Raw genomic sequence first — 25,580 nt, 5'->3', positions numbered from 1 at the left:
CGACGGATCGGACGGGTCGGTCAGTCGTTGCGGCGGCGCCGCCTGCTGAGGCCGAGGGTGAGCGAGCCGATGACCAGCAGCGCGGCTCCGATGCCCAGCACGGTGAGGACGGCGGTGCCGGTGTGGGCGAGGATGCCGGACGGCTCGGGGGCCGCTGGGCCACCGGGCCGGCCGGGCGCCGCCGGGGTGTCGTGCTCGACCTTGACCGTGGCGGTGGCCTCGGGGGAGGTGAGCGGGGCGTTGCCGGCCTTGCCGCGGGCGGTGGCGGTGTTGACGACCTTTCCGCGTTCGGCGTCCTGGGCGGTGACGGTGTGCGGCTTGGTGGTGCACGTCATCGTCTCGCCCGGGGCGAGGCTGGTCCGGGGGCAGGTGACGTCACCGGCGGTGGGGTCGTCGACCGCGATGTCGGTGACGGTGAGGGTGCCCTGGTTGGCGACGGTGAGCTTCCAGTCGATGCGGTCGCCGGTGTCGTTCCTCCCGGTCTTGTTGGTGTCGGTGACGTCGGCGGTCTTGGTGAGGCCGAGCACGCCCTTCCCGCTGGAGGGGACGGTCACGGCGGAGGGCGGGGAGACGGGTGCCTCGCCGCGCGGCGGGGTGCCGGTGGCGGTGGCCGTGTTCTTCACCGTGCCCGCGTCCACGTCCGCCTGCGTCACGGTGTAGCCGGCGGTGCAGGTCACCGTCGCACCCGGGGCCAGGGAAGCGGCACCGTCCGGGCAGGTGACCGCGTCGAGCGTGCCGTGCCCGGTGAACGCGGTCTCGGTGACCTTGACGTCCTTCAGCGTCACGTTGCCGGTGTTGGTGACGGCGAAGCTGTAGGCGACCTTCTCGCCGGCGACGAGCTTGCCGGGCTCCCCGGTCCGGGCCGACTTGACGAGGGCCACGGCCGGCTTGGGCGCCTGGGGCAGTTCCACCTCCGACGGCGGGCTCACCGGCGGCTCGCCGCGCGGCGGGGTGCCGGTGGCGGTCGCGGTGTTCTTCACCGAGCCGGCGTCCACGTCCGCCTGCGTCACCGTGTAGCCGGCGGTGCAGGTGACGGTGGTGCCGGGCGCGAGGGCAGCGGCCTCCTTCGGGCAGGTGACCGGGCCGAGCGTGCCGTGGCCGGTGAACGCGGTCTCGTTGATCGTGACGTCCTTCAGCGTCACGTTGCCGGTGTTGCGGACGGTGAAGCTGTAGGTGATCGTCTCGCCGGTGACGAGCTTGTCGTCCTGACCGGTGGCGGCGGACTTGACCAGGGACAGGCCCGGCTGGTCCGTGGTGGTCGCCGTGGTCTCGGACGGCGGGGACACCGGCGGCTGCCCCTTGGGCGGGGTGCCGGTGGCGGTCGCGGTGTTCTTCACCGAGCCCGCGTCCACGTCGGCCTGGGTGACGGTGTACGTGGCGGTGCAGAGCACGGCGGCGCCGGGCGCCAGGGAGGCGGCCTCCTTCGGGCAGACGATGGCGGAGACCTTGCCGCTGCCGGTGAACGCGGTCTCGGTGACCTTGACGTCCTTGAGGGTGACGTTCCCGGTGTTGGTGACGGCGAAGGTGTAGGTGATCTGCTCCCCGGCGGTCAGGGTGCCGGTGGAGGAGGCCTTCACCAGCGCCACGGCGGGCTGTTCCGGTGCCGGGAGGAGTGCGTCGGCCGGCGGGGAGACGGGGGGCTCGCCGCGCGGCGGGGTACCGGTGGCGGTGGCGGTGTTCTTGATCGACCCGGCGTCCACGTCGGCCTGCGTCACCGTGTAGGTGGCGGTGCAGGTGATCGACGCGCCGGGGGCCAGGGAAGCGGCCCCGGCGCTCGGGCAGGTGACCGCCGACAGCTTGCCGCTGCCGGTGAACGCGGTCTCGTCGACCTTCACGTCCTTCAGCGTGAGGTTTCCGGTGTTGGTGACGGTGAAGTCGTAGCGGACGTTCTCGCCGACGACGAGCTCGCCCGGCTTGCTGCTGTGACCGGTCTTGACCAGGGACAGCGCGGGCCTGTCGGCCGTCGTGAGGCTCGTCTGACTCGGCGGGGAGACCGGCGGCTCACCGCGCGGCGGGGTGCCGGTGCTGGTGGCGACGTTCTTCACCCGGCCCGCGTCCACGTCCGCCTGCGTCACCGTGTAGGTGGCGGTGCAGGTCACCGTCGCGCCGGGGACCAGGGAAGCGGCCTCGGCGGCCGGGCAGGTGATGGGCGACAGCTTGCCGCTGCCGGTGAACTCGCCCTCGTCGACCTTGACGTCCTTGAGGGTGACGTTGCCGGTGTTCTTCACCTCGAACGTGTAGACGACCTCCTCACCCGCGACCAGCGTGCTGGTCGAGGCCGACTTCACCAGGGCCACGCCGGGTGCGTCGGTCGTGGTCACCGTCACCTGGGACGGCGGGGAGACCGGCGGCTCACCGCTCGGCGGCGTGCCCGTCGCGGTGGCGGTGTTCTTCACCCGTCCCGCGTCCACGTCCGCCTGCGTCACCGTGTAGGTGGCGGTGCAGCTGACGGTGGCACCGGGCGCGAGCGAGGGGGACTCCGCCGGGCACGTCACGGGCGAGAGCTTGCCGCTGCCGGTGAACTCCCCCTCGTTGACCTTGATGTCCGTCAGCGTGACGTTGCCGGTGTTCTTGACCTCGAACGTGTAGGTGATCTGCTCCCCGGCGACGAGCGTGCCGGTGGAGGCGGACTTCACCAGCGCCACCGCCGGCTGCTCCGGCGCCGGGAGGAGCGCGTCGGCCGGCGGGGACACGGGCGGTTCGCCGCGCGGCGGGGTACCGGTCGCGGTGGCCGTGTTCTTCACCGAACCCGCGTCCACGTCCGCCTGCGTCACCGTGTAGGTGGCGGTGCAGGTCACCGTCGCACCCGGGGCCAGTGCGGCGGCCTCGGCTGCCGGGCAGGTGACCGGCGAGAGCTTGCCGCTGCCGGTGAACGCGGTCTCGTTGACCTTGACGTCCTTCAGCGTCACGTTGCCGGTGTTGGTGACCGCGAATTCGTACCTGGCCTGCTCACCGACGACGAGCTCGTTCGGCTTGCCGCTGTAGCCGGTCTTGACCAGGGACAGCGCGGGCTTGTCGGCCGTGGTGACCGTCACGTCGGCCGGCGGCGACACCGGCGGCGGACCGGACGGCGGCGTGCCGGTCGCGGTGGCCGTGTTCTTCACCGAACCCGCGTCCACGTCCGCCTGCGTCACGGTGTAGGTGGCGGTGCAGCTGACGCTCGCCCCCGGTGCCAGGGAAGCGGCACCGCTCGGGCAGCTGACGGCGGAGAGCTTGCCGCTGCCGGTGAACGCGGTCTCGCCGACCTTGACGTCCTTGAGGGTGACGTTGCCGGTGTTCTTCACCTCGAACGTGTAGGTGATCTGCTCCCCGGCGACGAGCGTGCCGGTGGAGGCGGACTTCACCAGCGCCACCGCCGGCTGCTCCGGCGCCGGGAGGAGCGCGTCGGCCGGCGGGGACACCGGCGGTTCGCCGCGCGGCGGGGTACCGGTCGCGGTGGCGGTGTTCTTGATCGACCCGGCGTCGACATCGGCCTGCGTCACCGTGTAGGTCGCGGTGCAGGTCACCGTCGCGCCGGGGGCCAGGGAAGCGGCCTCGGCGGTCGGGCAGGTGACCGGCGACATCGTGCCGGAGCCGGTGAACGCGGTCTCGGTGACCTTGACGTCCTTCAGCGTGAGGTTCCCGGTGTTGGTGACGGCGAAGTCGTAGCGGACCTGCTCGCCGACGACGAGCTGGCCGGGCTTGCCGCTGTGACCGGTCTTGACCAGGGACACGCCGGGCTTGTCGGTCGCGGTGACCGTCGCGTCGGCCGGCGGCGACACCGGCGGTTCGCCGCGCGGCGGGGTGCCGGTCGCGGTGGCCGTGTTCTTCACCGAACCCGCGTCCACGTCCGCCTGCGTCACCGTGTAGGTGGCCGTGCAGCTGACGCTCGCGCCCGGTGCCAGGGAAGCGGCACCGCTCGGGCAGGTGACGGCGGAGAGCTTGCCGCTGCCGGTGAACGCGGTCTCGTCGACCTTGACGTCCTTGAGGGTGACGTTGCCGGTGTTCTTCACCTCGAACGTGTAGGTGATCTGCTCACCGGCGACGAGCGTGCCGGTGGAGGCGGACTTCACCAGCGTCAGCTCGGGGTCGTCCGGGATCGGCACGTCGCTGCGGCAGGCGGGGTCGGTGTTGCCCGGGACACAGCTACTGCCCGACCCCGGAGGGCTGGTGACCGTGTTGTGGAGCAGGCGGTCGCCGTTGTCATCGGGGGTGTTCACGGTCACGCTGTAGGTGATCGTGGCCGAGGCGCCCATGGCCAGCGGGCCGGACCAGGTGAGGGTGGGCGCGGTGTACTGGACGGATCCGGCGGTGGCCAGGGCGTTGTTGCCGTAGGCGGCGTCGTCGAGGACGCCGCTCAGGTCGTCGGTGAAGGAGGCCGGGTCGGCGGCGGTGTAGTCCGCGGCCCCGGTGTTGGTGACCTTCAGGGTGTAGGTCACGGTGTCGCCGAGGTTGGCGGTCGGCTGCGACGCCGTCTTCACCAACGAGAACGCCCGCTCCGGGATCTGCACGCGGCAGGCGGGGTCGGTCGAGCCGGGGGCGCAGTTGCCGCCGGACCCGGGCGGTGTGACCACGGTGTTGTCCAGCTTCTGGTCACCGGTGTCGGGGTTGTTGACCTTCACCGAGTAGGTCACCGTCACGGTGCCGCCCACCGGCAGCGGGCCGGACCAGGACAGCGTCGGCGCGGCGTAGTTCACCGCGCCGGAGGTGGCCGCCGCATCGTTGTCGTAGACGGCGTCGTCGAGGACGGCGCTCAGGTCGTCGGTGAACGAGGCCGGGGCGGCGGCGGTGTAGTCGGCGCCGCCGGTATTGGTCACCGTGATCGTGTAGTCGACCTTCTCACCGGCCGTCACCTTGGTGGCCGGAGTCGTCTTCACGACCCGCAGGGACTGCACGGGGACGTCGGCGGCGCAGTCCTTGTCGGTGGAGGCCGCGGCGCAGTTCGAGGCGACGCCGGGCGGGGTGACGACCCGGTTGGTCATCAGGTGGGCGCCGGTGTCAGGGTCGTTGACCTTCACCGCGTAGGTGATGGTGGCGCTGGCGCCCGCCGCGAGGGGGCCGGACCAGCTGATCACCTTCGCGGCCTGGTCGTAGGTGGCGGTTCCGGCGGAGGCCTGGAGGCTGGCGGGGTCGAAGACGGAGTCGCCCAGGACCTTGGTGAGGCTGTCGCTCAGCGAGGCCGGGTTGGCGGCGACGTAGTCCTGGGTGCCGGTGTTGGTGACCTTGATCGTGTACGTCACCGGATCGCCCGGCCTGGCGGTCGCGGGGTTGGCGGTCTTGGTGAGGTGCAGCATGCACTGCTCGGCCGACGGGGCCACGTTGAAGGTGACGGTGCCCGTGGTCTGGCCCGGCGCGTCGCTCGTACCGCCGGCCGTGGTGACGGCGGTGGCGTTGTTGGTGACCGGCAGGCTCTGCTGGCAGGAGACCGGCGGAGCGACCGTGCGGTAGCAGACCTGGACGCTGTCGCCGACCCAGGTGACCTTCACCTTCGCGGCGTTGACCGCGGTGGGGCTGTTCACCGCGGCCAGGCTGACCGTCGCGGTCAGCGCGGCGGTGTTGCCCGAGACGGGTATCGAGGAGATGTCCACGGACTGGGGGCCGGACTTCGGGAAGGGCACCTCGGTCCACCCCGGCACGGGCGCGCCGTTGGCCCCGGTCAGCGTCAAGGTGGCGCCGTAGTACTGCGAGCCGTCCAGGCCCGGCAGCGACACCGATCCCCACGAGGTGGTGTGCCCGGCCTTGCCGTCGCAGTAGTAGACGTCCGGGGTCAGCTGCACGCTCCGGGACGCCGAAGCACACGGAGTGCCGGTCTCGCCGTTGAAGATGCCGATCCGCCCGCCGTCACCGTTCGACGCGAAGCAGCCCGGCAGGTTCGCCAGCGGACGCACCGTGTAGCTGCGCAGGTTCGGGGGGTGGGTCGTGAACCTGGCGCAGGGCTGGACCTTGCCGGCGACCAGCGGCTGCGCGAAGTCGTAGCAGTCCACCACGTTGGTGTTGCCCGTGTAGTACTTCGTCCCGACCAGCGTGCCTGTGCCGTAGCCCTGGCCCGAGGCCCCGTAGGAGTAGATCCGCTGGCTCCACGGGTTCGCGAGTGCCGCGCCCGTGGGCGTGTAGCAGACCGACTGGTAGACCGCGCAGGCCCCGAGGAAGGCGCCGCTCGACGAGACGACCGGGAACACCTCGCTGCTGAAGCCGACGGGTTGCGGAGCACCGGTCGCGATCGGGAAGCCCGCGCACAGCTGGTGGGTGACGGTGTCGAAACACGACAGGTAGTCGCTGGTCCGCGCGGTGTTGATGTACGTGACGTAGACGTAGCGGCCGTACGTCCCCATCTCGAAGCTGTACCCGGTGGGGAGGATCCCGCCGACCGTGATGTTCACGGTGCCGCACGCGGTGCCGTCCGGCGCGACACAGTGCAGGTTGCCGCCGAGGGCCAGGTAGTAGTGGTTGCCGTCGGCGGCCGCGATGCCGTCACCGGCGAGGACGTGGGTGGCGTTCGGGCTCGTGCCGAGGTGGGTGTAGCCGCAGCTGACCCGGGCGTCCAGGTCCAGGCACTGCATCCCGTATTCGAGGCCCTGCGACACCGGCCAGTAGAGCTTGCCGTTGGCGATGAACGAGCCGTTGATGTGGGCGGTGTAGTAGGCGCCGGCGGTTCCCGTGCCCAGCGGCGTTCCGGCCTTCGGGTCCACGTAGGTGGAGAACGCGGGCCAGCCGGGGCAGACCGCGCCGGCCAGCGTCGCGCAGAACACGACCGTACCGCTGTTGTTGTGGTGGAAGACGGTGTAGATGTTGTTCTTGTACCCCTCGACCGAGTAGCCGTCGCCGCCGGGGGTGTTGAAGTTGACGGGCTGCGAGCTGAAGACGGGCGACGCGGCCGAGGTCGTCCCCTGGAGGACGGGACCCTTGGCGCTCAGCGTGCCGTTCGTGACCGAGCCGGTGAAGCCGGGCGGCAGTTGCAGCGAGTTGTCGACGTAGGTCTGTCCGCCGGTGATCGGGTCGGTGATCGACACGTCGGCGTCCGTGGTGGTGCCGTTCTTGTAGTCCAGCACCCACTTGATCGTGTCACCGGGCCGGGCCGACCCGGCCGTGGTGGCGGTCGCCGTCGACGGGTTCGTGACGTCGGTCCCCGTCTTCGTGAAGGTCGACAGCGGCGCCGCCTCGGCGGCCGGCGCCGTGTTGAGGCCGCTCAGCCCGAAGCCGGTGAAGGCCACGAGCATGCCCACCAGGACGCAGAGCAGCCGTGACGGCCGGCGCCTTCTGCGTCTCCCCCGTCCTCCGCCGCTCCCGACCGCCCCCGGCTTCGCCCGACGCGGGCGGCCCAGCCTACGCAGTGTCATGGTGTCTTCCCCTCGGATCAGTGTCCGGTGCTCCCAGCTATGGGATGAGAGCGACCTGATCGCACTGATGTATCACAGATGGGGATATCTGCATATGATTGGCGTAAAGAGTCCGATATGAGTTATTCGATCCGTCATCAGGTCATCAGGGCGCCAAGCCCTTCCACGGCCCTCCTGGTGACGGCGGGCTCGCCCCGGTGACACCCGTCGCTTCGGCCCGCCGTCGGGGCAGCGCGGGCGGGGCGGCTCACGGTTCGTAGGGCAGCTGCGGCACGTCGAAGCAGGTGGTGGTCATGGACTCCACCTGGGTCACCCAGCCGCCGTGCCCGCCCTGGGCGGAGTCCTGCCAGCGGGCCGCGTTCAGACAGGCCCGGGTGAGCCCGCTCGGCGGGGGCTGCGGGACGAAGGAGGCGGGCAGGAGCAGCCCGTGCGCGTCATAGGGCTCGGGGCGGTTCATGAACCGCTCGACGCAGGCCCGGGTGAGCTGCGCGCCGCAGGAGTCCATCGCGTCGGCGAGCCATTGCGCGCCCGCCCAGCCCTCCAGCTCCCAGGCCGACAACAGCGGTGCGCGGTCCGGGAAGTAGCGGTCCATCGCCGCGCGGAAGGCGGCCACCGCCGGGTGGCCGACGTCCTCGTAGTCGAGCGAGGAGGAGGTGGCCCAGAGCACGTCGCGGCAGGCCGGTGAGGCCTGGTAGTCGGTGCGGACGGACTCCGACCAGTTCTGCACGTTGGTCACCTTCGCGGTGACGTGCACGCCGGCCTCGTCCAGGGAGCGGCAGAGCGCCGCGTTGCCCCGGGTGTCCATGGCGTCGAAGAGCAGCTGCGAGCCGTCGGCCCGGACGGCCGCGGCCACCGCCTGGAAGTTCGGCAGCGCGAAGTCCACCGTCTGCATGAGCACCCGGTAGCCCTCGGCCTCCAGCCCGGCGCGCAGCTGGGCGGCGTAGCGGGCGGAGTCGGCCTGGTTGTAGGCGACCACGGCGGCGCTGCTCGCGCCGAGGCGTTCCCTGAAGAAGCGGAAGACCTCGGTGGACTGGTAGAGCGTGCCGTTCCAGCCGACGGCGTGCCCGTCGCGCGGCGCGCTGCTGCCGTAGATGCCGTACAGGTGCGGCCAGCGGTCGTACGCGGTGCCGATCGGCTGGCCGCCGACGTCCGGCACCGCCTTGCCGCTCACGTACGGGGCGCCCGCGTAGTCGAGGACGCTGCCGGAGACGAGGGCGAAGACGTGCGACTGGTCGACGAGCCGGTGCACGCAGTCCTGGTTGCCGATGCCGCTGCCGCCGTCGTCGCAGGTGACGAGCTTGACGGTGCGGCCGTGCAGGCCGCCGTGGTCGTTGAGGGCCTGGAAGAAGGCCTGGGCGCCGTAGCGCGGTCCGCCGAACACCTCGCTGCCGACCGGGCTGGTCAGCGAGGTGATGACGCCGACCCGGATCTCGGCCGGGGTGACGCCGGTGTCGGAGGCCGGGTTGCCGCCGCCCGCCGCGGTGGTGCCGGTGGCGCCCGCCGTGGTGGGGCGGGCGCCGAAGGCGCGCTCCGGCAGGCGGGTCCCGCAGCCGGCCGTGCCGGCCAGCAGCAGGGCCGGGGCCAGGGCGAGGACCAGCGCGCGGACGGGCGCGGGCGCACGGGTGGCGGGGGTCAGCTGCATCCGGGGATCGGGGTGCCGGTGGCACCGGCGGCCTGGACCAGCAGACCGCAGAGGGTCCCGCGGGAGACCTTCCAGGTGCCGCCGTCCAGCACCGCCTGGCCGGTCGCGGCCGGTTCGACCACGCTGCCCTGGAGGGACAGCTCGTAGGTGACGGTGGCTTCGGTCGGGGAGGTGAACGCCACGTCCGTCACCCGGGCCTTCACCTGGCCGACCCGCGGGTCCTGGGCGAAGCCCTGCAGGACCGGCAGCAGCATCTCACCGTTCTGGAGCAGCGAGGCCTTCTCGGGGATCGGGGTGGCCGGGTCGAAGAACTTCTGCCAGTTCCCGGTGATCTGGGTGGTGGCCGCGGCCGGGTCGGCGGGCGCGGTCGCCCCGGGGCTCGCCGTTCCGGTGGCCGTGGCCGTGGCCGTCCCGGGGGCCGTGGCGGTCTCCGTCGTGGTCTCCGTCGCGGTGCCGGTCGCCGTGGCCGTGGCGGGCGGCGACGGGCTCGCCGTCGAGGACGTCGACCCGCCGTCGCTGCCGCACGCCGCCGCCGCGCCCGCCAGCAGCAGGGCGAGCAGGAGGCCCGCCGGCCGCAGGAGGGCGCGGCCGCCGGGCCGACGGGTGCCGCTCTGCCTCACGTGCATGGTGTTCCTCTCGACGGCCGGGCGGGCGGGGCCGGCGGGCGCGCCCGCCCGGGCACCGCGGGGGCCGGTCCGCCCCGCTCCGGATGCTGTTCCAGGCCGATCCTGGAAACGTCGCAAGTGACACCATCAAGGCGGATCCATGGACGAATCGCAATCCGGGCGGCCGCGCACCGCGCACCGCCCGAAGGACGCGGTGACGCGGGCGGTGCGGTCGGCGCGGTCGGCACGCCGGGCACGGGAGGGCGGCGGCGGGTGGGCCGGATGGACGCTGGTCGCCGTGGGGGCGGTGCTCTGCGTGCTGGGCTGGTACGGGGTGTCCGGCGAGCGCTTCGTCGAGCAGCAGATCCCCTATCTGGCCTCGGCGACCGTCCCGGGCGCGGCGCTGATCGTGGCGGGCGTGGTGCTGGTCGCGCTGCGTCCGCCCGGGCGCATCCGCCCGCCGTCCGGGGCCACGGTCACGGACCGCCGGATCGCGCACCTGTACGCCCTCCTGGTCGAACCCGGGGAGCCCGGGGAGCCCGCCGGTCCCCCGGAGGGCGGGGCCGACGGCCCGCCGCTGGCGGTGCCCGGCGGCACGCTCTACCACCGCCCCGGCTGCCCCCTGGTGGCCGGCAAGCCCACCGCCGCCCCCGTCGACGCCGCCGCCGTCCGGGAGCGCGGGCTCGCGCCCTGCCGGCTCTGCGACCCCGGGCCGGCCGACCCCGGGGGCAGCGCCACCCGTCCGGGCGGTCCGTGCCCGCCGACCGGCTGAGGCGGCGGCCCGGTGAACCCCCTCGACCCGCTCCTCGGCGCGGCCGGCCCCGACCCCGCGGACCTCACCATCGACCTCGCGCTCGCCGGCCTGACCGTCGGCTCCGCCGCCGCGCTCAGCGGCATCGGCCTGGTCGTCTGCCACCGCGCCACCGGCGTGCTCAACCTCGCCCAGGGCGCGCAGGCGATGCTCGTCGCCTACCTGCTGCGCGATCTGGTCGTCGAGCGGAACTGGCCGGTCTGGCCGGCCGTGGCGTGCTGTCTGCTGCTGGTGGCACCCGCCCTGGGGGTGCTGCTGGACGCCCTGGTGTACCGGCCGCTGCAACGGCGCGGCGCCGGACCGGCCGAGACGATGGTGGCCGGGCTCGGGGTGTTCGTGCTGCTCATCGGGGTGGTGGTGCTGGTGTGGGGGGCCGCGCCGGTGAGCGGCGCGCCGTCCCCGTTCGGCGGGGCCTCCCTCGCGCTGCCCGGCGGGCACACGCTGCGCCCGGACACGGTGGCGCAGCTGGCCGCGATCCTGGTGCTCGCCCTCGCGGTCGGGGCGACGACCCGGTTCACGCCGTTCGGGCTGCGGGTGCGGGCGGTGGTGGACGACCGGCGGCTCGCCGAGCTGGCCGGGGTGGACGCCGACCGGGTGTCGGCCGCCGGGTGGGCGTTCGGCTCGTTCACCGCCGGGCTGGTCGGGATCGCGCTCGCGCCGTATCTGCTGCTCGACCCGTACGGGCTGCCGCTGCTGGTCATGGAGACGATGGCGGTCGCGGTGGCGGCCCGGCTGCGGAGCATCCCGGTCGCGGTGGTGACCGGACTCGGACTCGGCGTGCTGCAGGCGGAACTGACCCGGTTCCGGCCGGACGGTCAGCTGCTGCCGCTGGTGCAGGCGGTGCAGGCGAACCTGTTCGTGGTGGCGCTGCTGGCCGCCGCGCTGCTGGCCGGTCCCCGGCTCGCCGACGGCCCGGAGGTGCCGGGCGGCCGGCCCGGTCCGCCGTGGACGCGGGCCCGGGGCGGCGGGGGCGCCCGGGCGGCGCGGGCGGTCTGCCTGGTGCTGCTCCTGCTGCCGCTCGGCTTCCGCGGCAACGACCTGCGCAGTGCGCTGCTGGTGCCGGCGCTGGCGCTGGTGCTGCTGTCGATCGTGGTGGTGACCGGCTACGGCGGGCAGATCTCCCTCGGCCAGGCCGGGTACGCGGGTCTCGGCGCGCTCGGGACGGCGCTGCTGATGTCCGGGCGGATCCCCGGCCTGCCCGCCCTGCCGGCCGCGCCCGCGCTGCTGTTCGCCGTGCTCGTCACCGCGCCGCTCGGCCTGCTCACCGGCTGGCCGGCGATCCGGCGGCGCGGCCTGGCCCTGGCGCTGGTGACCTTCGCGGTGGGGACGACGCTGAGCCGCTTCGTCTTCCAGCAGCCGTACGCCACCACCGGGCTGGTGCTGGACCGGCCCGCGTTCCTGGCCGGCGACCGCGCCTTCTACGTCGCCGAACTGCTGCTGCTCGGGCTGGGCGCGGCCGTGGTGCGGGCCCTGCACGGCGGGCGCACCGGCCGGGCGCTGAGCGCGATGCGCGACCACGAGCCCGGGGCCGCCGCGGCCGGGGTGAACGTGCCGGGGCTCAAGCTGTTCGCGTTCGTGGCGGGCGCGGCACTGGCGGCGCTCGGCGGCGGGTTGATGGGCATGGCCGGGCGCGCGTTCGACGCGGCGGCGTTCGATCCCGTGCAGGGCCTGCTCTGGTTCGCGGCCGTCGTCGTCGCGGGCGCGGACAGCGCGCCGGGCGCCGTCCTGGCGGCGGCCCTGCTCATCGGCCTGGACGCGGGCACGGTGGCGGGGGTGTCGGCCGTCGCGGTCGGCGCGCTGGCGGCCGCCATCGGCCGCCTCCCGGGCGGCCTGGCCGGCCTCGCCGCCGGCCGGACGGCGGCGAGGCCGGTGACGGCGGTGTCGCCGGTGACGGCGCCCGCCGGCCGGCTGACCCCGGCGGGCCGACGGATGCGGGCCCTGATCGCCGCCCGCCGGCCGGCCGACGGCGAGACGCCCGGGGAGGCCGGACCATGACCACGCCCCGCCCCACCCGCCGGGCACCCCACGACGGCCCGTCCGACGAGCCCCTGCCCCGGCGGGCCCGCGCGCGCCGACCACCACCCACCCGCCGACGGCAGACCACCCGAGGAAGCCGGACCATGACCACGCCTCACCGCACCACGCCCACCGGCCTTCCGGCCCCACCGGTGCACGCCCTGAGCGCCACCCACCGGCCGGTCGGCCGGGAGGCCGGACCATGACCGCCCTCCACCGCGCCCCCGGCGCCCGGCTGACGGCGCGCGGGGTGGTGCGGCGGTACGGGGGGATCGAAGCGGTGGCGGGGGTCGACCTGGTCGCGGCGCCCGGGCGGGTGACGGCGCTGATCGGGCCGAACGGCGCCGGGAAGAGCACGCTGTTCGACTGCCTGGCCGGCACCGCCCGCCCGGACGCGGGCCTGGTGCTGCTCGGCGGCCGGGACGTCACCCGGCTCCCGGTGCACGCGCGGGTGCGGCTCGGACTGGCCCGCACGGTCCAGCAGATCGCCGTGTTCCCGACCCTGTCGGTGGCGGACAACGTCCGCGTCGGCGCCGAACAGCGCCCCGGCGCGGCGGACGGCCGGACGGCGCGCGCGCTCGCCGTGTTCGGGCTGGGCGCGGTGGCGGCGGAGCCGGCCGGCGGGCTGTCGACGGGTGTGCTGCGGCTGGTCGAACTGGCGCGGGCGCTGGCCGGCGAGCCTCGCGTCCTGCTGCTGGACGAGCCGGCGGCGGGCCTGGACACCGCACAGACCGCCCGCCTGCTCACCGTCCTGCGCGGTCTGGCCGACGACGGCATGGCCCTGCTGGTGGTCGAGCACGACCCGGGCCTGGTGGCCCGACTCGCCGACACCGTCTACGCGATGGCCGACGGCCGGGTGGTCGCGGCCGGCCCGACGGCGGCGGTGCTGGCCGACCCCCGGGTGGTCCGCGCCTGGGGCCGGTGACCACCTGCGCGCCGCCCCTCCCCCGCACCCGCCGACCACCAGGAGCCCCCGTGCCCGTCGAAATCGCCCTGCTCGCCGTGCGCGTGCGGTACGGCCCGCTGGAGGCCCTGCACGGCGTGGACCTGGCCGTGCCCTCCGGGCGGGTGACGGTGCTGCTCGGCCGCAACGGCTCCGGCCGTACGAGCGTGCTGCACGCGATGGCCGGGCTGGTCCGGCCGGCCGCCGGGCGGGTGGTGTGGCGCGGGCGGGACGTCACCGCGCTCGGGGTGCACCAGCGGGTGCGGCTCGGCCTCGCGCTGGTACCGGCGGAGCGGGCGGTGTTCCCCTCGCTCACCGTCGCCGAGCACCTCGCCCTGGGCGCCCGGCCCCGGGGCGGCCCGACGGGCGAGGTGCTGGAGCTGTTCCCCGAACTCTCCGCACTGCTCCCCCGGCGGGCCGGGACGCTCTCCGGCGGCCAGCAGCAACTCGTGGCGGTGGCCAGGGCGTTGACCGCCTCGCCGAGGCTGCTGCTGCTCGACGAACCGGACCGGGGCCTGGCCCCGGCCGTCGCCGCCCGGCTGTACGCGCACCTGCTGTCCTCGGCCGCCGCCACCGGGCGGACGGTGGTCCTGACCGCGCAGACCCTCCCGCCGACGCCGGCCGGGGCGGCCGTCGTGCACGTCCTGCACCGGGGCGAGGTCGGCTTCTCCGGGGAGCCCGGCGAGCCGGGAGCGGCACCGGACCCGGCACGGTGACGGCCCCGGCACGCTGACGCGGCCACGGTCCTCCGTCGTCCACGAAGCCGAACGGCAACCGCCCGGTGGCTCTCAGTGGCGCCCGGTGGCCCCTGGCGGCGCTCGGCGCCGGCCGGTGACACCACCACCCCCGCCCCCGGTTCGCGTTACGCCGCGGCCCGGGCGTCCGTGGCGAGGGCCTCGGCCGCGGGGAGGTTGGGCTGCGGGTGGGTCAGCAGGTGCATGCCGGCCGCCAGGGCGCCGCCGAGCAGCGGGGCGAGGAGGAACAGCCACAGCTGGGAGAGCGCCGGGCCGCCCGCGAACAGGGCCGGGCCGAGGCTGCGGGCCGGGTTCACCGAGGTGCCGGTGAGCGGGATGCCGACCAGGTGCACGACCACCAGGGCCATGCCGATCGGCAGCCCGTCGAAGCCGGTGACGGCGAGCCGGTGGGTGACCGCGAGGACGACGTAGACCAGCAGGAAGGTCAGCACGACCTCGGTCAGGAAGGCGCCGCCGGCGTTGATGTGGACCTGCGAGCGGTCACCCCAGCCGTTCGTGCCGAGCTTGCCGTGGGTCTCCAGGCCGGGCACCTGCTTGGCGAGCAGCAGCACCAGCGCCGCGCCCGCGATGGCGCCGAGCACCTGCGCGACCCAGTACGACACCGCCGTGCGGCCGTCGATCCGGCGGGCCAGCAGGAAGCCGAGCGTCACCGCCGGGTTCACGTGGCAGCCGGAGACCGGGCCGATCGCGTACGCGAGCGCGAGCAGCACGAAGCCGAACGCGAGCGCGATGCCCACCGAGCCGATGGCCTCCCCCGCCAGCACCGCCGCGCCCACCGCCAGCAGCACCAACAACAGCGTTCCGAGGAACTCTCCGACCACCGCTCGCCTGTCCATCCGGTCCTCCTGACCTCGTACGCGCGGGCGGCCTGGCGCCGCCCGTCACTCCCGGTCAACCCTCTGCACTCGAATGGGCGAGCGCATGTCGGCCGACCGGGCGATCCCCGTGATCACGGGGATTCCGAGCGTCGGATTATTCCAAACGAGTGAAAATCAGACCAATCCGGACTTAGGGCACGATCAGGACGATCTTCCCCCGCAGGTGCCCGCGCGCGCTCTCGGCCTGCGCCTCGGCCGCATCCGTCAGCGGCAGCACCCGGTGCAGCGGGAGCGTCAGATCGCCCGCCGCGAACAGGTCGAGCGCACCGTTCAGCGCCGGGCGGTCGTAGGTCACGGTCGACTCGCCGCCGCTGAAACGGACCCCGTGCTGCTCGGCGCCCTGCCAGTCGGCGATGGTCAGCACGTGTTCCACGCCACCCGCGAGCTCGGCCGACAGCGGCAGCACGCCCGTCCCGGCCGCGTCCAGCACCCGGTCCACCCCGTCGGGCGCGACGGCCCGGACCCGCCCGGCCAGGCCCTCGCCGTACGCCACCGGCACGGCACCCAGCTCGCGCAGGTACCCGTGGTTGGCCTCGCTCGCGGTACCGATCACCCGGATCCCCCGGGCCCGGGCGAACTGCAGCACCAGCGTGCCGACGCCGCCCGCCGCGCCGTGCACCAGCAGGGTGTGGCCGGACCGGACGTCCAGCAGGTCGAGGGAGCGCCAGGCGGTCTCGGCGGCCACCGGCACCGCCGCGGCCCGCGCCCAGTCGAGCGCGGCCGGCTTGCGGACCAGCCGGCCCGCCTCCGCCAGCACGTGGTCCGCGTACCCGCCGCCGTGCACCGCGCCCAGCACCTCGTCGCCGCTGCGCCACTCGGTGACGCCCGCGCCGACGGACTCCACCACGCCCGCGACCTCGTAGCCGAGGACGGCGGGGAAGGTGACCGGGAACAGGGCGGTCAGCGCACCGGAGCGCACCTTGTGGTCGAGCGGGTTGACGCCGACGGCGCGCACGGCGATCCGCACCTGGCCCGGGCCGGGCGCGGGCAGCTCGATCCCGATCGGCCGCAGGACGTCCACGCCGCCGTACTCCGTGAAGCCGATGGCCTTGACCGGAAGGGTTCCGGGGCCGGGGGTGTTGCTCATGGGAATGCCCACCGTTCGTTCGTTCCAGGGGACTTGGCTCGTCCCGGTGACGACTCCAGCCTGATACGGAGGGCAGGGCCGTCCGCCCCGCCGTTCGGGCGGTTCCACCTGTCCGTTCGGCCGGGCCGGTGGGGGCGGGCGCGAACTAGGCTGGTCGGCATGGTGGAACAGCCGCGGGGCGACGGTGGACACGGGGACGGACGCGGACACGGGGGCGGGCCGGGGGGCGGCGGGTGGTCCTGGGACGACCCGGCGGGGGCCCTGGCCCTCACCGCCGAGGTGCTGCGCACACCCCGGCCGAGGCTGATGGCGAAGATCTCCGAGGTGATCGCCGGGATCGTCCCGCACCTCGCGCTGGCCCAGCTGAGCGGGATCTGCACGCACTCCCCCGCGAGCGTCACCGGCCCCGAGGAGCTGTCCGCGCGGATCACCGGCGCGGAACTCGCCAGGCTCCGGGAGGAGGTGACGCCCGGCCGGCCCTGGCAGGGCGAGGCGGTGCTCGGCGGCCGCCCGCACCCGGCGGTCGCCGTGGCGGCGGCGCCGGCCGGCAGCAACGGCGCGCTGCTGGTCCTGGTCCGCGCGGCGGGCGGGCCGCACGGCGGGGGCGACGGCGCCGGGGCGGCGCCGGTGCCCGAACGGGCGCTGCGCGTGCTGCAGCAGCTGTGGGAGCTGCTGACCGCGCACTCCCACCACCGGGCCGTCGACGCCGCACCCACGCACGCCGCCGCCTCACGCGCCTCGGCGAGCGCCCGCGCCCGCACCATCGCCGAACTCGGCGGCGCCCACGCCTCCGCGCTCTCCGCGATCCTCGCGCCGCTGCGCTCCGCCGCCCTGGACGACGCGACCGCCCGGCGCAACGCCACCGAACTGGCCGTCACCGCCCTGCTCGACCTGCGCGGCGCCGCCGCCCTCGACCGCGAGCTGAGCGAGGAGCCGGCCGCCACCGCGTTCTCCCGACTCGCCGACGTGGTCAGGCCGTTGCTGCGCCACAGCCCGATCCGGCTGGACCTGCTGCCCCCGGCCGAGGAGGACCGCACGGTGCCCGCCGACACCGCCCACACCGCCCGCGAGGCCGTCCGCTCCACGGTGCTCGCCATGCTGGAACAGGACGGCCTGAGCCGCCTGCACGTGCGGTGGCAGTTCATCGGCAACGGCCTGCGCGCGATCGTCCGGGACGACGGCCCGGGGCTGCTGACCGCCGACGCGCTGACCGTCCACCGCACCGCCGACCGGATCTCCGCCCTGGCCGGCCGCCTGACGCTCGACGCCGTCCCGGGCTGGGGCACCACGGTCACCGTCGACCTTCCCCTGCACGCCCCGCAGGCCTGCCCGGGCGCGGCGTCCCACTCCCTGGACGGCCTGCACCCGAGGGAGCTGGAGGTCTTGGACCAGCTCGCCCGGGGCCGCCGCAACCGCGAGATCGCGGCCGCCCTGCACATCAGCGAGTCCACGGTGAAGTTCCACGTCGCCAACATCCTGGCCAAGCTCGACGTCACCTCCCGCGGCGAAGCCGCCGCCCTCGCCCGCCACGCCGGCCTCCCCACCCCACCCCCCACCCCCCTCCACGCCGCCTCCTGACTTCCCCTCCCACCCCAGCGCGCCCAGGAAGCCGGCCGCACCGACTTCCCACTCCCAGCCCCCGCACATGGACGACACCGCGGTGCTGGCGGTGGTCAGCCGCCTCACCCAGGCCGCTGCCATGGCAGAGGGATTTCCCGCCGAACTCCTTTCCGACGTCAGTGCCTACCAGGCCAGGGCCGCCGCACCGACCACCTGAGGCAGGTGCTGTGAGGTCACCGGCCACACCGGGCACCACCACGGGTCGATCTCCTCCAGATGCCGGCGGCGGTGGGCAGAGAGCGCCGGCCTGGCCGTCGGGACCTGGGCGGCGGCCCGCTGGGCGGAGAGCCAGATACCGATCGGGTAGCCGCCGACCGACGCCCTGGCGGGCGCCGCCAGGCTGCCGCCGTGCTCGCGCGCCCAGACCCGCGCCCAGTCCAGGCCGGCCTCGAACCGCGCGTCCGGCACCGACCACACCATCCCGGGGCTGTCGAGCATGCCGACCCGATGGCGCGCCAGTTCACCTGCGGCGTGCTTGCCCCGCCGGTCCGACAGCCACTTCCCGAGCGGGCCTGGTCGTCCTGGCCAACCTCGACGGGCGGCACGCCGTGGTGGCCCACTGTCGGTGAGAAACGGGCGAGGTCGGGCGGGTGCTGGCCGCGACCCGTCGCCGCGACGCCCTCGTCTCCGGTACGGGGCAGGTCGTCGTCGACATCGGAGCCTGCGCCTGGCGTGCGGCTCTGGGTGGCCTGGGCGAGAGCCTCGCCGCAGTCGGCGCTTCCCTTCCGTTCCCGGCTTACGGGTGCTGGCCGGTTCGAGCTCTGTCCCGCGGGTGCCATCGGTCTGGCGGGACAATTTTCCAATCGAGGTCGAATTTTCTGCTTCTGGCCGGGAAGAGCCTCACGGACCATCAATGTCGTTGACGGGTAAGGATCGTGGGCGATAGCTTCCAGTTGATCTTCTTCGCCAGTCCGAAAGTGGTGCTGGTGCCCCTCTGGAATGCTGCTCTTATTCACCGGAGTCCTTTTGCGTACTATTCGAGGGGTTTCCTGGCCCCTGAGCATGGTTTTGGCCATACCCGTGATTGCCGGATCCGTCCCGGCCGCGTCCGCTGCGGAGCCCACACCGCCACCGGCGGCGGTGGAGGACTTCATCCACCCGGGTGCCGCGAAGATCCTCGCTGACCGGGGGATCACCCTGAAGGCCGGCGACGGCCACATCCGGCTCGCCGAGTGCGATTCGAGCTCGAACCTGGTGCGTCTGTACAGCCGGGCGGCCACTCCGAGCCTGGTCTGCTTCGAGATCACCGGGCCCACGGGCTACCTGGCCCTGGAGATCCCGCACATCTACAACATCAAGGGCGACGACCACACTGTCAAGGCCAGAATCAACACCTCGGGCAACACCACGGAGTTCCAGCTTGACAAGGACAACTGGACACCGATCGGCGAGGGGAGCGGAGGTGTGTGGACGACACTGCTCGAACTCAGCGCCATCGCCGGCCCGGAGGCTCCGAAGCCGCCCAGCGACAACCCTGCGGTCGGCATCGTGACAGTCGGTCAGCCGGGGCGGGTCCCGGGCGCGAAGGCCTGTACTGCCACATTGGTCAACCGGTTCTGGGCACTGTCGGCGAGCAGTTGCTTCACGGACAACCCTGCCGCGCTCGGCAAGGGGGCGCCTCCCATCCCCTCCACCGCCGTCTTCGGGGCCCGTAGCGTCGGCATCGCGGAACTGGTCCCGTACAGCGGCCGTGATCTGGTCATGGCGCGCCTCGCGACCCCGGTCGAGGGCATCACACCCGTCCGCCTCTCCAGTGCCGCACCGGCAGTCGGGGAGAGCCTGCGCATCCCGGGCTACGGACGCACGGCCAACGAATGGCTGCCGTCCTCCCTTCACACGACCACCCACACTGTGGACGCCGTCACCGCCTCGGGCCTCGACACTGCGCCCGTCGCCGGGCACGCCTCGCTCTGCGCCGGTGATGCGGGCGCGCCGCTCCTTCGCACGAGGAACGGCTCCGTCGAGCTCGCCGGGCTCGCCTCCCGCTCGTGGCAGGGCGGCTGCCTCGGCAGTACCGAGGCCCGCACCGGCGCGTCGAGCACTCGCACGGACGACATCACCGCGTGGATCAACGCGACCCGCCACACCACCGCGACCGGCACCTTCGTCACGGGCACGCCGTTCGTGATCACCGACCCGGTTGACAACCACCTGGTGACCTATCTTCAGGACAGTGCCGGCCACCTGTGGTCCGTCGACCCGCAGGACGAGGGCTGGGTCGACCACGGCGCCTTCGCCGCCGCTCCGCCGACTGCGGCCGTTGATCCCGCCACCGGCCGCGTCGTGGTCCATGTCAACGGTCCGGACAACCGGCTCTGGTCCTTCGACGAGCGCAACGGCACGAAGTGGACCAAGTTCGACCTGACTCCGCGCGGCACCGCACTCGCACCCAACGCAGTGCCACGCACGATCGTCGACCCGGCCGACAACCACCTGGTCACCTTCGTGCGCGACACCGACAACCGGCTGTGGTCGGTCGACCCACAGGACGAGGGCTGGACCGACGTGTTCCCCGGCGCGCCGATCGCCGCCACCGACCCCGTGCCGATCATCAACCCCAACGACCAGCACATCACCCTGTACTTCAACGGGCCGAACAACAAGCTCAACTCGCTCTCGCTCCCCGACCGGACCCGAACCGAGTTCCAGCTGACCCCGGCCGCCACCGCGCTCGCCCCCGACGCCGTGCCCAGCACGGTCGTCGATCCCGTCAGCAAGCACTTCGTCACCTTCGTGCGCGACACCGCCAACCACCTGTGGTCCGTCGACCCGCTCGGCGCCGGCTGGGTCGACCACGGCTGGAATCCGGGCGACGCCATGGCCGCCACCGACCCGGTCGCGATCGTCAACCCGCTCACCAACCACATCACCGTGTTCGTGAACGGGCCCGACAACGACCTGTTCTCCTTCGACCTCCAGGGCGGCGGCCAGCACAACGGCTGGACCCGGTTCAACCGGACCTGGGCTGGCACCTCCATGGCAGCGAACGCCGTTCCGTTCCCGGTCGTGGACCCGGCCGACAACCACCTGACCACCTTCATCCGCGACACCAACAGCACGCTGTGGGCCGTGGATCCGGCGGCCGAAGGCTGGACGCCGTACGACGGCGGCCCTTCCGCCCCCTGACCGCTGGCCTGGCCGGGGGTAGGGGCGGAAGGTACGGCGCCTGCGTCCCTCGCCGGGCATGACGGCGGGCGTCCCCCCGGACACCCGCATCCACCTCCACCATCTCCCGAGCCGCCGGAGCAGGCATGCCCCGGCGGCTCGGCGGCACCTCGCTGCCGTGCGAAAGAGGACGGATTGCATACTTCATGAGGACCACACTGATTTCTCGGCGGGCACGGTTGCGGGCCGCCGCGGCCGGGATCGTCGTGAGCGGCCTGCTGGGCGGCCTGCTGACGATCCCGGCGGTGGCGGTCGACGTGCCGCCGGCGACCGGGCCGGTCTCGGACCGGATGAAGGCCGTGGAGGCCTGGAAGAGCGGAGGCCCGGCCACCCGCCGCGCCGTGGAGGCGGCGCTGACCGGCTCCGAGAACGACCTCAAGGCGTTCCTGGCCACCGGTCAGGCAGCGGCGGGCGAGCAGGACCTCCGCGCCCAGATCGAGGAACTCGTCGGCTCCTCCGGGCCGGGCGTGCGGCAGGCCGCGACCGCCGCGCTGGCCGGATCCGCCGCCGACCTCCAGGCCTTCCTCGACAAGGGCCTGCAGAAGAACTTCGAGGACGACCAGCGGGTGCGGCTGTCCCAGCTCATGGTGAGCGGTGGCCCGGGGGTGAAGTCCGGCGCCCAACAGGCCATGAACGGCTCGTTGGAGGACGTGACCGCGTTCCTGAACCTGGGCCAGTACAAGGCCCGTGACGACGACGACCGTGTGCGTCTGTCGCAGCTGATGGCCTCCGGCGGGCCGGAGGTGAAGAAGGCCGCCGGTGCGGCGCTGAGTGCCAACAGCATGGACGAGGTCCAGCTGTTCCTGAAGTACGGCTACCAGACCGCGGCCGCCCACGACCAGGAGACGCTGACGGTCGCGCAGCTGGCCGACCTGACGCGCAACGCCTCGGCGCAGGCCGGCGCGCAGGCTCAGGAGGCCAAGGACGCCGCGGCCAAGGCGGTGGACGCGACCCGTCTGGCCAAGCAGGCCGCGGAGAAGGCGGCCGCCGAGACCGCGGCTGCGCAGGGTGAGGCGGGTCGCGCTTCGGAGGCTGCCGAACGCGCGGCCGACGCCGTGTCCCGGGCCGCCGACGCCGCCCAGACCGCCTCCGACGCGGCGAAGGCCGCGAACGAGGCCGCCCGGCAGGCGGCCAACGCCGCCGCGAACGCTGCCTCCGCCTCCATTCGCGCGGGCAAGGCCGCAGCCCGGGCGCTGAGCGCGGCCAACGCTGCCGGAAACGACGCCAGCCAGGCCGCGGCTGCGAACCAGGCCGCCGGCGCAGCCCGCCAGGCCGCGGTCGACGCCCGTTCCTCCGCCGAGGCGAGCGGCTTCGCCAGCGCCGCTGCCGACCAGGCCGGCGCCGCTGCCAGGTCTGCGGCCTCGGCGGGTGGGAATGCCGCCGCCGCGGCGACCGCGACTGCGAACGCGGCCGGTGCGTCGGGGGTCGCGTCCGCCGCCGCCGAGCGCGCCCGCCAGGCCGCCGCCCGCGCCAACCGCGCGGCCGCCGAGGCCACCCGCGCCGCGAACGCCACGGTGAAGATCGCTGCCGAGGCCGCAGCGGCCGCCGCAGCAGCCCAGCAGGCCGCCAACGGAGCAGCCGCCCATGCCGAAGCAGCGGCAGCAGCGGCCGAGGAGGCCGCCCGTCACGCGGGCAGCTCCTCGGGTTCAGCGGACGCCGCCCAGGCCGCCGCCAACGCGGCCCAGGCCGCCGCCGACTCGGCGGCGGGCACTGCCCTCCAGGCCCACAAGATCACCGACATCGCCCGCGCCTCCGACCAGGAACGCCTCGACGCCCAGCAGGCCGCCGAGATGGCCGCCGCCGAGGACGCCACCCGCGAGGACATCCTCAAGACCCGCAAAGCGGCCTGGGAAGCCGGCAAGGCCACCCAGTACGCGGCCGAGACCGAACAGCTCATCACCGACGCCACGGCTACGGGCGTCGAGCCCAAGACCGCCGTCCGCAAGGGCCGCCAGGCCGCCCTGCGCCTGCTCGATGTCGGCGGCCCCTGGGTCGCCGCCGCCTCCGAAGCCGCGCTTGACGGCGCCGACGACGCCGTCCTCACATTCCTCGGCTCAGGTCTGGCCGAGGCCCGCGACCGCGACAACCGCACCAGCGCCATCGCCATCGCCATGGGCCCCACCAAGCTGGCGCAGCGAGAAGCGGCCGAGGCCGCCGCCGTCGGCAGCCCCGAGCAGGTCAAGGAGTTCCTGGCGACCGGTCAGTACATCGGCAAGGACGACGACGACCGCGTCCTTCTCTCGCAGATCATGGCGGCAGGCGGCCCGGGAGTGAAGGCAGCCGCCACCAGGGCCCTGGACGGCACGATGGAGGACGTCCGCGCCTTCCTGGCCACCGGCCAGCACCGCGCGCGCGAGGACGACAACCGCGTCCTGGTCACCCAGACGCTGACCACCGCCACCCCCGAGGTCAAGGCCGCCGCCCAGGCCGTCCTGTCCGGTCCTGCCGCCCGCCTTGAGCCGTTCCTGCAGTCCGGCCTGCCCAGGGCCCGTCAGCGCGACGCGTTCACCGCCATGCACGTGGCCACCGTCAACGCCTACCTCGCCGACATCGACGGCTCGGCGGCTCTCGCCCGCCAGTACGCCGCAGAGGCCGGCCAGTCCTACGCCATCGCCCGCGGATCCGCTGCCGAAGCCGCCGGCTACGCGGCCCAGGCCCAGGCCTCCGCCGGCCAGGCCGCCGACTGGTCCACCAAGGCCGCCGCATCCGCGACTCAGGCCAAGGGCTCCGCCACCCAGGCCGCCGACTACGCCAAACAGGCGCTCGCGAACGCCGCCACCGCCCGCGCCGACGCCGCAAAGGCCGACGCCTCCGCGAATGCCGCCGCCGGCTACGCCAAGCGCGCCCGCCAGTACGCTGCGACCGCCAAGGCCGCCTACAACCAGGCCCTCGCCGAAGCCGCGGCCGCAGGCCGCAGCCGCGACGAAGCAGCTCAGGCCGCGGCGGAGGCCAAGTACGCGGTCTGGCTGAAGCAGCAGGCTGAGACGCTCATCTCACAGCTTCAGAAGGACACATCCGCGACCGACGATGAGACCGGCCAGCAATCCGCTCTGGAACAGCAGCTGAGGTCCGGGGTTACCCCCGAAATCCTCAAGCAGGACATGACCAAGTGCATCCAGGACGACAAGGGCACCACCCTCGGGTGGCTGATCAAGTGGAACAACACGACCTGGCACAGGAACGCTGCCGGTGTCGAGGTCTGCAACGTCAAGGTGACCGTTCGGATCAAGGGCACCATCGACCTCGTCATGAGGACGTGCCCCGAGCCCGGCCTTGACCTTGAGGCGTGCAAGCTCAAGTACGGCGCGCTGCAGACCACTGTTCTGGAGAGCAAGGAGATCGAGCGTCTCGAAGAGACTGACGTCGAGATGACCTATGACGAGTACGCCATGCACTACAAGGTGTACTGCTCACCCGGCGCCGCGCCGGCCGGCTGCCTCTCGATCGACGCTTCCAAGATGATCCTCAAGGCGCTGACCGACGACTTCGTGAAGTGCTTCAACAATCTCGGCCTCAACGGGCCCTGCGCCTGGGCGGCATCGAACTTCATCCCCTACAAGACACTGGTCACCGCAGCCAAGAGCATCACGGCCTACCGGTTCGCCATTCTGGCCGGTGTCGGCATCGAGGACGCCAAACTCGCTCTCCAGCTGTCCCTCGACGGCTACAGCCAGGCGGTGAGGGCGAAGCTGGACAAGGTCGCCGAGGCCGTCACCAGCTTCCGTGGCACGCTCGCCAGCGGTGAAGGGAGCGACGCGGCACTGGCCGCCCTGCGCAACAACCCGGACGTCGATCAGGCACTGGTGCGGCAACTGGAAGCCGAAGCCGGGATCGCCCGCGTCGCCCGGACGTCCTGCCCGGTCAACAGCTTCCCGGCTGCAACCCAGGTCCTGCTGGCGGACGGCTCGCACCGGCCGATCGACGAGGTCCGCACGGGTGACCAGGTACTGGCGACCGACCTTGTGACCGGGCAGGTGCTGCCGCGGCCGGTCACCGCCACGTTTGCCCACGACACCGAGCGGCTCGTGGAGATCAGCCTCGCCAACGGCACTGTCCTCTCCACTACCGCGGGCCACAGCCTCTACGTGGACGGCGCCGGCTGGACCCTCGCCGCCCAGTTGAAGGTCGGCGACCGACTGCGGTCGACCGACGGGACCCCGCAGGCGATCACCCAGGTGCGGGACCGTCAGGGACTCGATCCGCAGCCCGTCTACGACCTCACGGTCGACGGCGAGCACACCTTCTACGTTCGTCCCGCCGGCGAGCAGGGACCGGACGTTCTCGTTCACAACTGCACCGACATCGTGGCCGACGAAGGCATCAACGGGGCCCACACCCTCGACCAGCATGTGGGGCTGAGCGCCCAGAAGATCGAGAAGAAGATCGACGAGGACGGGATCGCCAGCGTGTGGAACGACCAGGCCACCGCCTCCAGGGCCGTGGCGGAGGCCTTCCAGCAGTGGCTGGACCGCAGCTCGCAGAACGCCAACAAGTTGGCCAGGTGGATCTCAGAACAGTCGCAGAAGAGGTTCTTCGACCCGACCAGAGACCTCTTCCCGATCGACTGGGAGCTCAGGGGCGAGGGGTCCCTTGGCACCGCGTACACCCGAGTCGCCAATACGACGCAAGGCATCGCCACAGGAAATAAGGTGATCATCAGACTGAAGTACACACGAAAGCACGACAAGGACCCCCAGCGAAACTTCGTTGTCTACAGCGCCTATCCCAAGTAAGGACACCGA

The 25,580-nt window shown here is 73.4% G+C and carries 14 protein-coding genes; 8 read left to right on the top strand and 6 right to left on the bottom strand.

From position 1 onward, the window contains the following. Positions 1–20: 20 nt before the first annotated feature. The 3 genes from ACF1AK_RS12165 to ACF1AK_RS12155 form a co-directional block, all read right to left on the bottom strand. Positions 21–7,196 carry a hypothetical protein gene (locus ACF1AK_RS12165; RefSeq protein ID WP_391498702.1) on the bottom strand — a complete coding sequence of 2,392 codons (7,176 nt, stop codon included), beginning with the start codon at positions 7,194–7,196 and terminating at the stop codon, positions 21–23. A gap of 367 nt (positions 7,197–7,563) precedes the next feature. Further along, positions 7,564–8,958, bottom strand: a complete 1,395-nt coding sequence (locus ACF1AK_RS12160; RefSeq protein WP_391498701.1) for an ABC transporter substrate-binding protein — start codon at positions 8,956–8,958, stop codon at positions 7,564–7,566. Continuing rightward, positions 8,949–9,584, bottom strand: a complete 636-nt coding sequence (locus ACF1AK_RS12155; protein ID WP_391498700.1) for a hypothetical protein — start codon at positions 9,582–9,584, stop codon at positions 8,949–8,951. Before ACF1AK_RS12155 ends, ACF1AK_RS12160 begins: the two co-directional genes overlap by 10 nt. A gap of 139 nt (positions 9,585–9,723) precedes the next feature. Here ACF1AK_RS12155 and ACF1AK_RS12150 point away from each other — a divergent pair, with 139 nt between their 5' ends. The 4 genes from ACF1AK_RS12150 (at position 9,724) to ACF1AK_RS12135 (ending at position 14,049) form a co-directional block, all read left to right on the top strand. Beyond that, on the top strand, positions 9,724–10,335 hold the full coding sequence (locus ACF1AK_RS12150; RefSeq protein WP_391498699.1) for a hypothetical protein: 612 nt from the start codon (positions 9,724–9,726) through the stop codon (positions 10,333–10,335). Between the two features lie 12 nt (positions 10,336–10,347). Then, the gene (locus ACF1AK_RS12145; protein ID WP_391498698.1) at positions 10,348–12,369 is read left to right on the top strand and encodes an ABC transporter permease; all 2,022 of its coding nucleotides are present in this window, start codon (positions 10,348–10,350) and stop codon (positions 12,367–12,369) included. A 223-nt stretch (positions 12,370–12,592) separates the two neighbouring features. Beyond that, entirely contained in the window at positions 12,593–13,315 is a 723-nt protein-coding gene (locus ACF1AK_RS12140; protein ID WP_391498697.1) for an ABC transporter ATP-binding protein, read from the top strand. Positions 13,316–13,365: 50 nt separating this feature from the next. Next, complete coding sequence (locus tag ACF1AK_RS12135; protein WP_391498696.1) at positions 13,366–14,049, top strand: ABC transporter ATP-binding protein; 684 nt, start codon at positions 13,366–13,368, stop codon at positions 14,047–14,049. A 146-nt stretch (positions 14,050–14,195) separates the two neighbouring features. On the opposite strand, the gene ACF1AK_RS12130 is transcribed toward ACF1AK_RS12135, so the two are convergent. Together ACF1AK_RS12130 and ACF1AK_RS12125 are read right to left on the bottom strand one after the other, a co-directional pair. Then, entirely contained in the window at positions 14,196–14,924 is a 729-nt protein-coding gene (locus ACF1AK_RS12130) for an MIP family channel protein (RefSeq protein ID WP_391498695.1), read from the bottom strand. Positions 14,925–15,096: 172 nt separating this feature from the next. Then, the gene (locus ACF1AK_RS12125) at positions 15,097–16,053 is read right to left on the bottom strand and encodes an NADP-dependent oxidoreductase (RefSeq protein WP_391498694.1); all 957 of its coding nucleotides are present in this window, start codon (positions 16,051–16,053) and stop codon (positions 15,097–15,099) included. Between the two features lie 159 nt (positions 16,054–16,212). Between ACF1AK_RS12125 and ACF1AK_RS12120 the strand changes: the two genes are divergently transcribed. Next, positions 16,213–17,631, top strand: a complete 1,419-nt coding sequence (locus ACF1AK_RS12120; RefSeq protein ID WP_391498693.1) for a LuxR C-terminal-related transcriptional regulator — start codon at positions 16,213–16,215, stop codon at positions 17,629–17,631. A 67-nt stretch (positions 17,632–17,698) separates the two neighbouring features. Beyond that, positions 17,699–17,830, top strand: coding sequence for a hypothetical protein (locus ACF1AK_RS12115; RefSeq protein WP_391498692.1), 132 nt, complete (start codon positions 17,699–17,701; stop codon positions 17,828–17,830). Here ACF1AK_RS12115 and ACF1AK_RS12110 read toward each other — a convergent pair. Continuing rightward, positions 17,797–18,111 (bottom strand): helicase associated domain-containing protein, encoded by a 315-nt coding sequence (locus ACF1AK_RS12110; protein ID WP_391498691.1) that lies wholly within the window; start codon positions 18,109–18,111, stop codon positions 17,797–17,799. The genes ACF1AK_RS12115 and ACF1AK_RS12110 overlap by 34 nt on opposite strands. 501 nt (positions 18,112–18,612) lie before the next feature. Here ACF1AK_RS12110 and ACF1AK_RS12105 point away from each other — a divergent pair. After that, positions 18,613–20,799 (top strand): trypsin-like serine protease, encoded by a 2,187-nt coding sequence (locus ACF1AK_RS12105; RefSeq protein WP_391498690.1) that lies wholly within the window; start codon positions 18,613–18,615, stop codon positions 20,797–20,799. Between the two features lie 185 nt (positions 20,800–20,984). Continuing rightward, entirely contained in the window at positions 20,985–25,571 is a 4,587-nt protein-coding gene (locus ACF1AK_RS12100; protein WP_391498689.1) for a polymorphic toxin-type HINT domain-containing protein, read from the top strand. Positions 25,572–25,580 lie beyond the last annotated feature (9 nt).

Origin of the sequence: Kitasatospora sp. NPDC015120 (assembly GCF_043080305.1) — a bacterium.
Lineage (GTDB): Bacteria > Actinomycetota > Actinomycetes > Streptomycetales > Streptomycetaceae > Kitasatospora.
Note: the sequence above shows the minus strand (reverse complement) of the source record. Positions and strands in the feature narration are given on the sequence as shown.